11 protein-coding genes are annotated in these 15,495 nt (G+C 37.0%); 2 read left to right on the forward strand and 9 right to left on the reverse strand.

Going from position 1 to position 15,495, the window contains the following annotated elements:
• Window positions 1–29: 29 nt before the first annotated feature.
• Window positions 30–2,234, reverse strand: a complete 2,205-nt coding sequence (rnr, locus tag WA338_RS10580; protein ID WP_009782019.1) for a ribonuclease R — start codon at window positions 2,232–2,234, stop codon at window positions 30–32.
• Between the two features lie 1,071 nt (window positions 2,235–3,305).
• Here rnr and WA338_RS10585 point away from each other — a divergent pair.
• Both WA338_RS10585 and WA338_RS10590 read left to right on the forward strand, forming a co-directional pair.
• Window positions 3,306–4,220, forward strand: coding sequence for a cation diffusion facilitator family transporter (locus WA338_RS10585; RefSeq protein WP_009782021.1), 915 nt, complete (start codon window positions 3,306–3,308; stop codon window positions 4,218–4,220).
• 5 nt (window positions 4,221–4,225) lie between these two features.
• Window positions 4,226–4,666, forward strand: coding sequence for a GNAT family N-acetyltransferase (locus WA338_RS10590; protein WP_009782022.1), 441 nt, complete (start codon window positions 4,226–4,228; stop codon window positions 4,664–4,666).
• 45 nt (window positions 4,667–4,711) lie between these two features.
• On the opposite strand, the gene WA338_RS10595 is transcribed toward WA338_RS10590, so the two are convergent.
• The 8 genes from WA338_RS10595 to WA338_RS10630 all read right to left on the reverse strand — a co-directional run bounded on the left by WA338_RS10595 (window position 4,712) and on the right by WA338_RS10630 (window position 15,348).
• Complete coding sequence (locus WA338_RS10595; protein ID WP_272986016.1) at window positions 4,712–5,089, reverse strand: hypothetical protein; 378 nt, start codon at window positions 5,087–5,089, stop codon at window positions 4,712–4,714.
• 187 nt (window positions 5,090–5,276) lie between these two features.
• Window positions 5,277–6,902, reverse strand: coding sequence for a S41 family peptidase (locus tag WA338_RS10600; protein ID WP_272986017.1), 1,626 nt, complete (start codon window positions 6,900–6,902; stop codon window positions 5,277–5,279).
• Window positions 6,903–6,905: 3 nt separating this feature from the next.
• Entirely contained in the window at window positions 6,906–7,724 is an 819-nt protein-coding gene (locus WA338_RS10605; protein WP_272986018.1) for a DUF4349 domain-containing protein, read from the reverse strand.
• Window positions 7,725–7,740: 16 nt separating this feature from the next.
• Window positions 7,741–8,124 carry a ribonuclease P protein component gene (gene rnpA / locus WA338_RS10610; RefSeq protein WP_272986019.1) on the reverse strand — a complete coding sequence of 128 codons (384 nt, stop codon included), beginning with the start codon at window positions 8,122–8,124 and terminating at the stop codon, window positions 7,741–7,743.
• Between the two features lie 84 nt (window positions 8,125–8,208).
• On the reverse strand, window positions 8,209–10,779 hold the full coding sequence (locus tag WA338_RS10615) for a M1 family metallopeptidase (protein WP_272986020.1): 2,571 nt from the start codon (window positions 10,777–10,779) through the stop codon (window positions 8,209–8,211).
• Between the two features lie 123 nt (window positions 10,780–10,902).
• Window positions 10,903–12,747 (reverse strand): M1 family metallopeptidase, encoded by a 1,845-nt coding sequence (locus tag WA338_RS10620; RefSeq protein ID WP_009782027.1) that lies wholly within the window; start codon window positions 12,745–12,747, stop codon window positions 10,903–10,905.
• A 6-nt stretch (window positions 12,748–12,753) separates the two neighbouring features.
• Window positions 12,754–14,412, reverse strand: coding sequence for a S8 family peptidase (locus WA338_RS10625; RefSeq protein WP_009782028.1), 1,659 nt, complete (start codon window positions 14,410–14,412; stop codon window positions 12,754–12,756).
• 78 nt (window positions 14,413–14,490) lie between these two features.
• Window positions 14,491–15,348, reverse strand: a complete 858-nt coding sequence (locus WA338_RS10630) for an MBL fold metallo-hydrolase (protein ID WP_009782029.1) — start codon at window positions 15,346–15,348, stop codon at window positions 14,491–14,493.
• Window positions 15,349–15,495: the final 147 nt, after the last annotated feature.

Raw genomic sequence — 15,495 nt, forward strand, 5'->3', positions numbered from 1 at the left:
TCGCTTTTTGATTTGTTACAGTAAGCCCTTTATTGAATCGCCTCTTTAACTTCAACCAAAGTAAAATCAAGGTGCTTTTTAACAAGATCTGCTTCTTTTACTTTTACATAAACCTCATCGCCAAGCGTGATCGTGGCTCCGGTTTTACGACCTACAATAGCGTATTTCTCCTGATCAAAATCAAAATGATCGCCTTTAATATCTCGTAAACGAATCATTCCCTCACATTTATTGTCTACGATCTCTACATAAATTCCCCATTCGGTAACTCCGGAAATAACACCCAAGAAGGTTTCATCTTTATGATCTTGCATAAACTTCACTTGCATGTATTTGATAGAATCACGTTCTGCACTGGTAGCCAGATATTCCATATCGCTACTGTGTTTACACTTCGATTCATATTCTTCTTCTGAAGCAGATTTACCTTGATCTAAATAATGTTGTAAAAGTCGATGTACCATTACATCAGGATAACGGCGTATTGGCGAAGTAAAATGTGTATAATAATCAAAAGCCAACCCATAGTGCCCAATATTTTCTGTACTATACACCGCTTTACTCATCGTACGTATAGCAAGTGTGTCTATCAGGTTTTGTTCTTTTTTACCAACAACATCAGTAAGAAGGTTATTTAAAGAAGCAGTGGTACTTTTTCGATCTTTAAGATTCATTTTATAACCAAAACGTCCTGCGATAGTTTGCAAAGCTGCCAGCTTCTCATCGTTTGGTTCGTCGTGAATACGATAAACAAATGTTTTCTTTGGTGATTGCTTACCAATAAATTCTGCAACTTTTCTATTGGCCAAGAGCATAAATTCTTCAATTAGCTTGTTAGCATCTTTTGAAGATTTAAAGAAAACTCCAACCGGATCATTTTCTTGATCGAGTTCAAATTTTACTTCGACTTTGTCAAAAGAAATCGCTCCATCTTTCATGCGTTGTCTACGCATAATTTTTGCGATTCTGTCTAACTCTAAAGTTGCATTTACAATTGCAGGATCTACGTTATATGACTTTCCGGTAAGTGAAATGTCTTCCGGAATTAATCCTTCTCTGGTTTCTATAATTTGTTGCGCTTCTTCATACGCAAATCGCGCATCACTATAGGTTACTGTGCGCCCAAACCATTGCTTTTTCACTTTACCCGAAGATTTGTCTAATTCAAATACTGCGGAAAAGGTATATTTCTCTTCATTAGGTCTCAACGAACAGGCATTATTTGATAAAACCTCAGGGAGCATAGGCACCACGCGATCTACCAAATACACCGAAGTTGCCCGTTCATACGCTTCTTCATCCAGAATGGTTCCCGGTACAACATAATGCGAAACATCTGCGATGTGAATTCCTACTTCATAGTTTCCATTTTCTAAAACCTGAAAACTCAACGCATCATCAAAATCTTTTGCATCCTTAGGATCTATCGTAAATGTAAGAACATCCCGCATATCGCGACGTTTAGCGATCTCCTCTGGTTTTATACTCGTATCAATAGTATTGGCATAGGCTTCAACCTCATTAGGAAAATCGTGCGGTAAACCATATTGTGCAAGAATAGAATGAATCTCTGTATTATGTTCTCCTGGCAAGCCAAGAACTTTAATGATCTTACCAAAAGGAGAATCGGCCTTTTCCGGCCAGTCTTCAATCTTAACAAGTACCTTTTCACCGTCTTGAGCTCCGTTCAATTTATTCTTCGGAACAAAAATATCGGTACGCATCTTTCCTTCTGCGGAAGTATTTACAAAGGCAAAATTCTTTTGCATCTGCACTACACCAACAAATTCATCGGTTTTTCGCTCAAGGATCTCAACGATTTCCCCTTCATGCTTTTTGCTTCGGCGTTGCTTGTAGACATATACTTTTACCGTATCGCCGTGCAAGGCCTTATTCATATTATTTTTTGGAATATAAATATCTTGTTCCATCCCATCTACCACAACATAGCCGTCACCTCGTGAGGTCGCATCTAGTTTTCCTGTATGATAATGAGAAGTCGCATTGAAGCTATACTTACCTCGATCTTGTTCCTCAATGTGCTTTTTTGCTTTGAGTTGAGCGAGTTCCTTAACGATTTGATTGCGACTGTTGGGATCATCGACCTGAAGTTTGGCCGCGATTTGCTTGTGATTAAAAGATTTACCGGGTTCTCGTTTTAATATCTTAAGTATTTTTTGTGTGAGGTTCCCGATTTTGGAATTTGAATTTCTTCTACGTTTTTTCTTTGGCATTAAATGCTTTTATTAATTACTGCAAAATTAGCGTTAATCGCTAAAACAAAAGGTTTCAAGACGTGAAGTTTTAGTTAATCTTAGTATTTCATAATCAAATAAATAGACATTTAACACTAGGGTAATTAAGATTTAATTTTAAAAACTTTGTTTTTGTTAAATAAATCTTAATTTTGTTCTATTCATTAATCAAAACTTTTTCGTCATGAAAACGTTTAAATTGAAAAGATACCGAATAGCCTTTCTTTTTATAGGCATTTTTATTCTGGGATTTGTAGCAGTACTCTCCTACGTCAATTCAATATTTTAATAAGATAATCATTTTTAAAAATTAAAAGGGACTCTTAACGGGTTCCTTTTTTTTATTGGCACCGCCAATGGGTTTAATACTCCGAAGCTTGGCTCAAAATTGAAAATTCGTTTCCAAGCGATTTCTCAAGGGTTTGCCCTGAGGTAGTTTATTGATATCATCAAAGAATACACTACGCTGAGTCTTACTTTAATCTTTTCCTTTCAAATTTGAAAAATAGGATCTCTAAAAATCAAAGCTTAAAAACAGTTTTCAACAGTATACATATATATCATTTTTCTTTTTTAAAATTTAAATTAAAACTGTTTGTTATTATAGCTTGTTAATAGCGGTATAACTTTAGGTATTTAAAATTTGGTTTTTAATTTATGGGTAGATATTAACGGGTTATTCAAGAGTTTTTAGCATAAATTTTACTTGATTTATAAGTGCTTATAAAACGCTATTAACAAATGTTGATAACCTTAATTATCAGGTTTTTTTGAATAAGTCGTTATCAACATTTATTAAAAATGACGTTTTATTTTGCTCATAAACGGAAAAGAAAAATCCATAAAATTTTCTTGCATGATATTACCCATGAACTGCTTTGTAATTTTTTCTGAATAAAGCAATTTTCATTTTACATTTTTGACGACAACTTATAAACAAGCATGTTAACTATATGTTAACTCGTTGAAAATGAGATTTTATTATGGATAAGTATAAAATTGAACGTGTCGCTATTTTGTAACTTTAAACATGTTTTTTAATTGTTATAAATGGGACACGCGCACCATCATCACGATCATACGCATGCAGCAGATTTAAAAGGCCGAAACCTCTTAATTAGTATAGGATTAAACGTGTTAATAACTCTGGCACAAATCATAGGAGGCTTGATTTCCGGGAGTTTAGCACTTTTGTCAGACGCTGTTCATAACCTTAGTGATGTGATCTCCTTGATCATAAGCTATATCGCACAGCGCTATTCAAAAAAGGAAGCTTCTACCCATAAAACTTTTGGGTATAAACGTGCAGAGATCATCGCTGCGTTTGTGAATGCCGCCACGCTTATCGTGATCGCAGTACTTCTTATGAAAGAAGCCGTTGAACGATTTTTAAATCCACAAGCTATTGCATCTGATCTTGTAATTTGGTTGGCCGTTTTAGGTATCGTAGCTAATGGGTTGAGTGTTTTGCTTTTACAAAAGGACAGTAAAGGCAATATGAATATGCGCTCGGCTTATCTTCATTTATTAACCGATATGATGGCTTCTGTAGCAGTGTTGGTTGGTGGTATTTTGATGTATTTTTTTAAAATTTACTGGATAGACAGCTTGTTAACATTAGCGATAAGTATTTATCTAATTGTTATGGGATACGGTTTATTAAAATCTTCCTTTAAAGTACTGATGCTTTTTTCTCCAGAAGATCTTGAAATTGATGATCTCATAAAAGAGGTTAAACAGTTAGATGCGATCAAAAACATTCATCACATACACATCTGGCAACTTAATGATGACGAAGTACATCTTGAGGCGCATATTGATTTGAAAAACGATATTAAACTAAGTGCTTTTGACGCAATTCTCTTAGAAATTGAGCATATTGCGATGCATTATGGCATCAATCATATTAACATACAACCAGAATATGATAAGGATGATGCTAAAGAAATTGTTGTTCAAGACTAATCCCTATGGAAATTAAAATTTTAGCTTTTGATGAACTTACTCTTTATAGTTTATATGAATTGCTCCAACTGCGTGCTGAAGTATTTGTGGTAGAACAAAACTGCCCGTATCAAGATGTAGATGGTAAAGATAAAAAAGCACTACACGTTCTAGGCTATCAAGATCATCAACTGGTTGCCTATACCCGAGTTTTTAAACCCGGTGATTATTTTGAAAATGCAAGTATTGGTAGAGTAATTGTTAAGGAAAATGCCCGTAAATACGGTTTTGGTAAGGATATTATGAATGCCTCAATTGCCTTTATAGAAAAGGAGTTTAAACAAGATAAAATTGAATTATCTGCGCAAACCTATTTAAAGAAATTCTATAATGATCTTGGTTTTTATGAAGTAGGTGAAGCTTATCTTGAAGATGATATTCCGCATATAAAAATGATTAAAAACTAAAAAAAGCCGCAACGCGCGGCTTTTTTAATATTGTATAACTAGAATTTAAATCTTAACCGGTGTTTTATCTAAATTGATACTACTTAAAGTATCATCAGTAAATTTATAATGACCACGAGTTGTAAAAATTTTAAACTTAAAATTTTTCATCGAACTCAAGGTATCCAGAAATAACCATTTAGATTTTAATAATCTGGGTTTTTTAGATTTTAAACTCAGTTCAAAAATATGTTTTTCGCCATCGCGTTCTGCTACAATATCTGGTGTGATCGATACTTCGCTTCCGCGTCTGATATACGATTTAGGAGACTCAAATCCATCTGTATCTGCTTTGATATTCTCAAATCCTCTGTCTTCTAAATAGCTTATCGCTGTTCCTAAAATTTCTGTATTCTTATCGGTATCCTTATCTATAGTTATCATACATATAACATAAGAGATAGACTTTAAATTACTATTAAAATTAAGTTAAAGAGCTGATTTACAACGTTAAAATACTTATATTCTATGCTATTTTATAAATAACAGACAAGAATTTAGAATCTTTTGGTTAATTATGGATTAGTTTAAAAATCAACAGATTACGTCTAGATTAAAAAATCAGCGTTGTTTATCTATTTAAGATTTTACGATACTTAGGAGCATCTTTTAAAATCTTCTTTGCTTCTTCTAGTTCTTCGTTGTGCGTGATCTGATATTCATACAAGCCTTCTCGATAAAAATAACGTTTTATAAGTTCGTCAATAATCAACTTTGAAATTTCGCGTTCTCGCGTATTCAATTGCGCTTCTTTAGCGTTGTCAATAGTTCGCATCAAACTTGCATAATCACTGCTTATAGCGTCCTGTAAATTGTCTTTTGAGGCATCTAGAAATACTTCTTCAAGTTCTTTTTCGGTTTGCGTTTGATATTCAAAACCTTGCGCATCCAAAAACTTTTTAAAGTCAGTATAATCAGCATTTGTAAATTTAAAGTTGTCAAGCGATTCATAATCGTGCTTATAAAAGTAATCTGTAGCAAAATCAAAAATAGCCTGATCGCGCAGTAAAGCTTCAGTAATAGCGCTCATTTCGGCAGATTCTACTTGAATATCCGGCAAAATTCCACCGCCATCGTAAACTTTTCTTCCGGTACTGGTTTCAAATTCGTTGTAATCTGCGGCATTGGTACGCACCGCATTACCTTGCTCATCCCGATTCCAATAATCTAGTGCTTGTATACAACGACCACTGGGAGTATAATAGCGCGAAATAGTGATTTTTAACTGGGTCCCATACGTAAGTTCTTTAGGGCGTTGTACGAGCCCTTTTCCAAAACTACGAGCGCCAATAATAACAGCTCTGTCGTAATCTTGTAGCGAACCAGAAACGATCTCACTTGCAGAAGCGCTACGACCATTTATGAGAACAGCCACAGGAATTTCGGTATCAAAAGGTTCATTACGGGTGTAATATTCCTGATTGTATTTTTCAATTACCGATTTGGTGTTTGTGATCAATTTTCCCTTCGGAAGAAATAAATTACTCACATTGATAGCTTCGGTTAATAAACCACCAGGATTTCCTCTTAAATCAAGTATGATCGAAGTTGCACCTTGTGCTTTCAGATCTTCAACAGCCGCTTTGGTTTCTGAAGATGCTTTTTTATTGAATTTAGAGAGGACTACATACCCTATAGACCCGTCGATCAAGGTGTAAAAAGGCACTGCTTTGATGTCTATCTCTTCTCTCTTAAGACTCGTAGTTTGTAATTTTCCCTGGCGTTTATAGGTTATAGGAATACTGGTTCCCGGAGCGCCTTGTAACAAATCACCGGCATCTTCTTCAAAATCTGCGATGTTGATATCTCCGATTTTTACCAACTCATCCCCTGCTTGTAATCCTGCTTTATCTGCGGGATAATCTTTATATGCTTCAAGAATCGTTATGGTTTTATTGCGTGTTAAAACCGAAGCGCCAATACCGGTATACTCACCGCTATTGCTTATGCGGGCATCTTCTACTTCTTGCTCTGTCCAGTATTTGGTATACGGGTCAAGATCTGCCAGCATTCCTTCAATTGCGCTATCCATCAACTGGCCGGGATTCACCTCATCAACATAATTCATGTTGAGTTCTTTAAACAGCGTGGTAAAGATTTCGATCTGTTTAGCGATTTCAAAAAAGTCACTTTTAAAACTTACGGTCGTAAAAAGAATAACGACTGCCGTTGCCGAGATGAGTATGCGCTTTTTCATAGATTATTTTTTTAAGGACTTTGTACGCTTCCAGCGTCGAATTAGAAAGATAGCAAGAATCAATAAAATGATAAAAGGCCATATATAAAGAATGCCTAACAAAAAGGTTGAAATGCCTTGCCAGCCTCCTTTTAATGCTTCAATAATTTTAGAACCATAAGAAGGAGTTACTCCGGTTTCAAAACTAGTTTTATAAAAATAGATATGAAGCGTACTGTAAGAAACCTGCTTTTTAAGGTAATTGAGTCTACCTTCTTTAGCTTCTATTTCTTCCCGTATGATAGCAAGTTCTCTCTCTATCTCAAGGATTTCTTTTACTGATTTAGCTTGTTCTAAAAGTTGAAGATATCTACTTTCAAGCTCACGTTTTGCTTTTAAGCGCGCTTCTAAATCAATAAATTCTTCGGTTACATCACGTTGACTAATGGATTTTTCATCATAGAATTCAACTCCATCAGAAATGATAGTTAAGGCCTTTTGAAAATTTTCAGAAGGAATACGTAACTGCAATTCCTGATAGTTACTATTATAATCTTTACCAGAACGTTCATTCTGGATATAGCCATTTGTGGCTTCAACTGCTTTTAAAATAGTTGATTTTGTTTCAGAAAGGTTCTGTGTTTCAAAACGCAGATTGCCGTTCTTGATAATCTTTTGTTCTATAACTTTTTCAGAGTCTGTTGATCCATTTTGATCTTGAAAGGATACATCATCATATACAGCTTCTTCCATTTCTAATGATGCAAGTTCAGCATCACTTTCAGACCCACCGCTTGAGCACATATAAACCATACTCAACATTAAAAAACCAAGTATTTTCATAGGCACTATTTTAAATTTAAAGATTATCTGGCAGGTGTAGCTTATTAAATTTTTCAGCAAGTTTCACCATCGCCTTCTCAAGTTCGTCAATTACGGGCACTTCTCGACCGGTATAGATAAACATAAACGCATAAGTCTTGTCATTTGTTTGAAACTGCGTCTTATTTTTTCGGTAAACTTCGCGCATTAAGCGTTTTATACGGTTTCGGGTAACGGCAAGTTTGTGGTTGCGCTTGGCTACTGAAACTCCGGCCTGAATTTGCACCTCTTCTTCAGGCAAGCTGGTTTCCAAATAAAATAATAACAGTGGATAAGCACTTATTTTATTCTTTTCAGCAAAGAGCTTGTCAAGAATTTTCTTGCGTTTTAAATGTTCTTTTTTAGGAAAAGTCTGCTTCATTGTTTTGCCCTTGGCCAGCCGTTTTGAGCTGTAAAGATAGCATACTTCTTTACTGTGCGTTTTTTGAAGCCTTGTTTAGATCTGTTATTTGATCTTTGAACGCCGTTGATGCAAGCGATCAAGATCATCTGTAGCTTGATATAATTTGTTTTTCAACACTTGGTTTAAATCAGGATTTGCCTCTAAAAATGTTTCTCTAATTTGATAAGCTTCTTCAGAAGTATAACGTCCTACCGTTGCATTCAACCAATTTTTAGGAAAGAAAATATCACCGGTTAACTGAATTTCCTCAAGCAGTTCTAAAGACATTTTAAGGTGTTTTACGCCGCTTTCTTGGCGTAGTGGATGATTGATATAGCCAAGTGCTGAAAGTACCCAAGATTCCTTCTCTCTGTTCTTAGCCTCTTTTAAATCGCTCATAAAAGCATCTCTTGTACGTTCATCTGCGGCTAGTGCAGGTTGCAAATATTGAAAGCGTCTTTTTTTATCTGGATTTGAAATTTGGCTTGCTGCTTTTTGAAGGATTTCTTCAGTTTTATGATGACCAAATAACGCAAGTTGCATCGCCATTCCTGTGTAATCATCTTCATTGAGTTTAAGAGCATCAATTTTGGTCTCTTTATTCCAGATCGCATACAAACGTTTTTTTCCAGATTCGGAATATGCGATGGACTCAAACAGCCCAAAAAGTGTTTTTTTGATCGTTGCAGGAAGGTCTTTTTGCAGTTGTGCATAAACCAGATCTTCTAATTCTTGCTGATGCGATTCCCGTTGCATATCGCTGAGATAGGTCCAAAATAAATTTTGGGTTTGACCGCTTATGCGGCGTAAGATCAACGCATTTTCTTCGGTGGTTAATCCCTCTTTGTACAATTCAAAAACCGACATAGGATCAAGACCGGCATTTAAAAGATTTTCGTGCGTGTTGATATAACTGTAACCCCGAGCTACCGCGTCAGGTATTTGAGCAATGCTTTGTAAAACGCTTTCTTGCTGCGGAAAAATTCCGTAGCCCATGCTGTCATAGTTGTAAATGATCTGTTGAGGTTTTGGGAGTCCTGTTGCTTCTTCTAAAACTAACTCTTCATCAATAATAGCGGCGGTGATCACGTGTGTTGAATCTGAATAAACCAATCCTATTTTGAAGGTTTGCGGCCAGATTTTAGCACTTCCATCTTCAGCATTTTGAGTAAGCTGAAGTTTTTTAATCGCACCATTAGAGTCATAAGTTACTTCTTCAGAAAAAACGGGACGACTGCTCTGGTTTACCCAAACCTCGCTCCATTGCTTAAGATCAATTTCGGTTTTAGAATCTAAAATAGAAACAAGATCGTTCCACACCGCATTATCGTTTGCATACGTTTTTATATACTCTTGAATTCCTTCTTGAAAGGCTTTTTTACCGGTGGCAAGCTCGAGCTGGCGCATCATAATGGGCGCCTTGTGGTAAATGATATTTCCGTATAACGAACCTGCATTTTTGAGGTTGTCTAGATTTTGCCTGATGGGGTTTGCACCTTGGGTACGATCTTCTGCATACGCACTGGGATAATGACTCAATACAAACAGCAAGTCGTGGTTGACTTCAGGAAACGCCGGATTTACGATCTTATCTGCCATAAAATTGGCAAAAACCTCTTTCATCCAAACATCATTAAACCAGTTCATAGTAACCAGATCGCCAAACCACATATGCGATGTTTCATGTGCGATAAGTTTAGCTCTGCTCAACAACTGACTTTCAGTAGCGGTTTGATCTAGAAACAAAGTAGATTCCCGATATTGAATAGCGCCCACATGCTCCATTCCGCCATATTGAAAAATAGGAATCGCAGCAAAATCAAGTTTTTGAAATGGAAAAGGATATGCAGTGTACTCTTCTAAATAATCTACTGCACCAGCGTGCAATTCAAAAATAGGATCGAGGCTTGATGTTATTTTAGCACTGTCAGTCTCGCGGTAGAGCAACGTCATAGGAAATGCTACTGAATTCTGCTCGACTTCGCTGAATTTTCCCGCGACAAAAGAAAATAAATACGAACTCATTTTATCTGAAGTTCCAAATTTATGCGTGGTGTACGCACCTGTTGTTTCGGTACTGATCTCTGGAGCTCCTGCAAGAACTTTCCAATCTTTATGAGCAGTAATTGTTAAATTATAAAGCGCTTTTAAATTGGGCTGATCAAAAACCGGAAACAAAGTGCTGGCACGATCGGGAACCAAGAGCGTGTATAAAAATTCTTCATTACGATTAAGCGATTGTTCGCCGGCAATAAAATCAATTTCAAAGGTATTGGCGCCTCGTTTTAAATGCGCTGAAGGAATGATCAAATGTTCTTGCTCGTGATGAATAGTGATTTCCTTTCGGTTAGCGATGACGTTTTTGACGTGACCTTCTGGCACATTAAAATCCAGATATAGTGGTTTTAAATGATTGTCAATGGTCACTTCTAAAAGCAATACTGCAGGAATTGAATCTTCTAATTTTTCTGGAATAGCAAAGTCTAAGTTGTAAACAATCTCACTGAGTTGCTCTTTTCTAAAATCGGCCAATTCTTTTGAAATACCTGGGCTGAGTAAGTCGGGTTTTTTTGAAGTGTTCTGGCAAGAAAATAAATTAAAAACAAGTACAGCGAGGAGAATACGTAGCTTCATTTAGGGAATATGGATTTTTGAAGTCTTAAATATCGGTAAAAGCGGGTATACGCGGGTTACATAAAATAAAAAAAGCCGTTTTCAAATGTGAAAACGGCTTTTTAAAATAAGTGTATTCTAAAATTATTCTGCGTCTTTAGACCAGCTGTTGTTGCTTCGGTCTATATCTGCCATCAACTGTTGTGCGTCGATCGTCATGGCGTTAATTTCAGAAAGAGGCTTGTCTATCGTCAACGTATAGGTTGGGAATGCCCAAGGCCAGTCTTCTAGCTGTGTACGTTTCATATCAGGAAACGGATTTGCTTTCTCAGCACGCATCATACGTAATGGGATGTAATATGCTTCGTTAGTACCATCTGCTGTATTGATATAAAAATCAACAGGCATTGGCATCAAGCCTTTACGCTCAAGAGTAACTTCGGTTTTACCATCTACCTCTTTAACCTCTTTAATCGCATAATCGATCGTATTGGTGGTCTGCGTCCAGTCTACAAGGTACCAGTCTAGTTGCATGCCGCTTACTTTTTCTGCTATGCGTTTAAAATCATTAGGCGTAGGATGTTTAAAGTGCCATTCATCGTAGTACTTTTTCAAAGTTTCATCAAGGTTTTCTTTCCCTATGATGTATCCTAATTGTGCAAGAAAAACAGCTCCTTTAGAATAGGCTGAAGCGCCATATGCAGCATTTAATGCATAACGATCTGCATAAGTGGTTTGTGGTTGTTCAAAACCGCTTTTAGCTAATCTGAAATAGGAAGAATAACTACCTGCTTGTGGATTAGGTTTTTCTTCATTCAAAATTACATTTTCGGCTTCGCTAGAAATGTAAGAAGTAAAACCTTCGTCCATCCACTCGTGTTTTTGCTCATTGGTTGCCATTAAAAACTGAAACCACGTATGTGCAAATTCGTGTGCTGTAACGCCTACTAGGCTACCAAAGTTTCTTCCGCCGGTGATCAATGTACACATCGCATATTCCATACCGCCGTCACCACCTTGTATCACTGAATATTGATCGTATGGATACTGGCCAATATGCTCATTGTAATAGGCTAAAAGTTCGGCTGTTTTAGGCTGTAATTTCTTCCAGTTCTCAATGATCTCTTCGTCATTTTTATAGAAGAAATGAAGTACAGTACCATCTTCTGCAGTAAGCTTGTCGTGAATGTATTCAGGATCTGCAGCCCAGGTAAAATCGTGCACGTTAGGTGCAACAAAATGCCAGGTATATTTTCCTTTTGTAGGCTTAATTGCTTTTTGGTTAGGTTCGCCATACCCGTGACCGATTTCAGGATTTTGAAGATATCCTGTACCTCCAATGGTATAGTCTGCATCGATAGTGATCTTTACATCAAAATCTCCCCAAACCCCGTGAAATTCACGTGCGATATAAGGATCTGCGTGCCATCCTTCAAAGTCATATTCTGCTAATTTAGGATACCACTGCGTCATAGAAAGCGCTACACCTTCGGCACTGTTACGACCGCTTCTTCTAATTTGAATAGGCACTTGCCCGTTAAAATCCATATTAAACGTGGTGCTTGCTCCCGGAGCAATAGGTTGCGCCAGATTCACTTCAAGAACGGTCCCTGCAACATTATAGCTCAAAGCGGTTCCATCTTGAGAAAGTGCATTTACTTTTAAAAAGCCTTCTTCTTCAGGCTCTAATTTTGAAATACGATCTACAACACGACGATCTGGATCTTTGATGTTCAACGAGCGTACATCCATCTCGCTTCCCGGTTGAAACGCATTAAAATAAAGATGATAAAATACCTGCGTTAAGGTATCTGGAGAATTGTTTGTATACACCAGTTCTTGTTTACCGGTGTAATTATAATCTTCAACATTCATATCAACTTCCATCGTGTAGTCAACGTGTTGTTGCCAATAGGAAGTATTGTTTTGTGCTTGTGCCAATGCGAAAACACTAAAAAAGGAAAGACTTAAAAATGCTTTTAGCTTCATAAATAATTAGTTTTTACTTGATAATTCAGCCATTTTAAAGGCGTTGTACATATTAACCATTTTACCTGATTTTGAAAGCTGAGAAAATGATTTTACGTTTTCTGGATCGCCACCTGCAGATACCTGAATGTTTGTACTTACACCGGTTTGCATAATGATCTTTTTGATCTGAGCAGCGCTAAATTGTGGGTAGTATGAACGCAACATTGCTGCAACTCCGGCAACTTCTGGAGAAGCCATTGAAGTTCCTTGTAAGAATTCATATTCATTACCCGGGATGGTTGAATAAATCTGAACTCCCGGTGCAAAAACGTCTACATTAGATTTACCGTAGTTTGAAAAGCTGGCAACAAGTTTACCGCCATAGGTTTCATTTAAAGCACCTACAGAAATTAGGTTATCGGCAAATTCAGTTTCATTATCTAACTGATCATTTGGGTAAACCGTGTCACCCGTGTCCAGATCAATACCTTCATTACCGGCTGCATTTACGATCAAAACATCTTTTTTGGCAGCATATTTTATAGCATCATAAACCCACTCAGGATTTGATGCGAAATATTTACCAAAGCTGGTGTTGATCACTTTTGCACCGTTGTCTACCGCGTAGCGAATAGCGAGTGCGATATCTTTGTCACGCTCATCCCCGTCAGGAACGGCTCTAACGACCATAATTTCAACATTATTAGCAACGCCATCCATTCCTATCCCATTATTGCGTTCTGCAGCAATAATACCCGCTACGTGTGTTCCGTGGGTAGCGGCATCAGGATCAGGACCCATCACATTGTTGTTTCCGTAGTCTGTATCTTTAATATCATCAGGATCATCACCTAGAACAGCTCTGTAATTTCCTTCAAGATTATAGTTATGGTTTAGGCGTTGTGCCATACTTTCTAACTGCTCATTGATCATTACCAAAAATTCTGGAATGGTATCCTCATAATTCAACATCTGCGTTAAGATGGCTTTATTACGCTGTTCCATTTCGGTAGTCGCTTCAAGTGCCTGAAGTTCTTCAGCGGTGTAATCTTCTTTTCCTAAGCGTTGAGAAACTGCGGTATGCGCACTTTTTACGGCAGCAACGATCTGATCATACTGCATTTTTTGTTGCAGAAGTTCTTCTTTTTCAGTTTCTACTTGCTTTTTAGCTTCGGTATAGGTTTTAAAAAGTTCTTTTTGCGAAGCTGGAATTTGGTCTAAAGTTTTCCCCTTAAATTGAGCATCATACTTTTGAACAATTCTACTTTTTTCAAGCTGCTCGTTCACGATATCTCCAAGGAAATTCCAACCGTGTACATCGTCTATATAACCATTCTTGTCATCATCAATTCCGTTACCGGGAATTTCATCTTCATTGGTCCAGATCACACCATCAAGATCTTCGTGCTCAATGTCTACACCACTATCGATCACAGCCACAATGACTGAAGATCCCGTGCCTTTGATCAACTCGTTATACGTTTTTTCGACACTCATCCCGGGAATAGTATCTGCAGTAATGTCTTTTGCAGGCCAACTTTTTTCTTGAGATTCGTTTAGTTCTGAAATTTTTAAAGGAAGTTGGTCCACGTTTTCAGCAGGAATGCTGATTAAAGGTGCTGTGGTGTCACAACTAGAAAGAAGCATTGCAGCACCCAAGGCTGCAAGAACTGTTTTTTTCATATTTAGGAGTTATTTTATGTTTTGGCTTTGTGCCTTTGTGTGAGGTATTGTGATTATATATTCTTTAAACCCTCAATTTTAAAGAATATCTGCAATATTAAATTTTTCGTTTAAGCGAACCCCTTTTTCGGTATGCTTTACCGTAATTACAGGATTATGAGCATCGTGTTGCAGCCATAAATAATAGTTTTGATCTGCGGCTTCATTGAGAAATTTCTCTTTTTCGCTCAGTGTTAACAGCGGTCGGGTATCAAATCCCATAACATACGGTAAAGGTAAATGACCGGCTGTAGGCAATAGATCTGCTGCAAAAACTATGGTTTTTCCTTTGTACGTAATATGTGGAATCATTTGCTTATCGGTATGACCATCAACAAATAAGATACCAAAATCAAGCGCTGAGGTTTTAGCAAAAGCTGAATCAGGTCTCTCAACAAATTTTAATTGACCACTTTCTTCAATGGGTAAAATGTTTTCTTTTAAAAAGGAAGCTTTCTCTCTGGCGTTGGGCTGTGTTGCCCATTCCCAATGCGCTTTGTTGCTCCAGTAAGTAGCATTTTTAAAAACAGGAATTGGTGTTTTACCATCTTCTGCCCATTTGATACAGCCACCGCTATGGTCAAAATGCAAATGCGTCAGGAAAACATCGGTCACATCATCAGGATGAAAACCCTTTTGTATAAGTGAATTTTCAAGTGTTGCTCCTCCCCAAGGATGATAATAGCTGAAGAATTTTTCACTTTGTTTATCGCCCATTCCTGTATCTATTAAAATCAGGCGATTGCCTTCTTCAATAAGCATACAGCGTGCACCAATATCAATCATATTGTTGCTGTCTGCAGGATTTGTGCGCGTCCATAAGGTTTTAGGAACCACACCAAACATAGCGCCGCCATCGAGTTTAAAACTGCCGGCATCTATTGCGTGTATCGTCATAAATTTTAAATCTTGAACGTTTTAATTTATTAGCATTCTATCGTAGAATGCTGAGTCATTTAAGCGGCTATAGTTAGCAATAGGATTAAAACAGAAGATAAATTCCTGAACTTGTATACGTATTTCCGCCAAAATAATCTAACTCTT

Origin of the sequence: Leeuwenhoekiella sp. CH_XMU1409-2, assembly GCF_037029365.1 — a bacterium.
In the GTDB taxonomy this organism is placed as follows: domain Bacteria; phylum Bacteroidota; class Bacteroidia; order Flavobacteriales; family Flavobacteriaceae; genus Leeuwenhoekiella; species Leeuwenhoekiella blandensis.